Here is a 561-nt window from a genome sequence, read left to right as displayed (position 1 = left end):
CTCTGTCTTTGAAGTACTTCATCAATGGGTTTACATCCGCGGCAAGAATAAACCAGCGTTTAAACTCTTTTTGGCACAGCTTCTTTGCTTCTCGAATAAACAAATGCCTTGATTCACGCTGACTTCGTTGCGGCATCACAATGTAGGCAAACAGTTTATACAACCACATATAAGGCAAGATATGTTTACAGAAGTTACCCAACTTAACCAAAATCTGCGAACGCGTATTCAAGCGTGTCACCGCACCGCCTAAAACCATCGAACGAACTCTTTCAGAAGACAACTCCGCTAAATTTCGAACAATGATCGTACCCAACGACATGCCAACAAAGTGCGCCGACTGGATTTTTAGGTGATCCAGCACTTTTAATATATCTTGCGTCACTTCCGTGAAGGTGTAACGACTAGTTATCAACTCTTTCAAAAGCTGATTGGATTTTCCATGTCCTCGTAAGTCGATCAGCAACAAATTAAAGTGCTGCTTATATGCTTTAATTTGTTTAAACCATATCGAAGAACTGCCACCAGCACCATGCACGAAAACAACCCACTCATTACTAG

At 41.5% G+C, this 561-nt stretch carries 1 protein-coding gene; it reads right to left on the bottom strand.

What is annotated here, in order from left to right; genetic code table 11:
* Positions 1-561: alpha/beta fold hydrolase (locus R7Z50_RS29920; protein ID WP_318150074.1), on the bottom strand; the 561-nt coding region annotated here is incomplete at both ends.

Source organism: Vibrio sp. 1249-1, from assembly GCF_033340495.1.
Note: the sequence above shows the minus strand (reverse complement) of the source record. Positions and strands in the feature narration are given on the sequence as shown.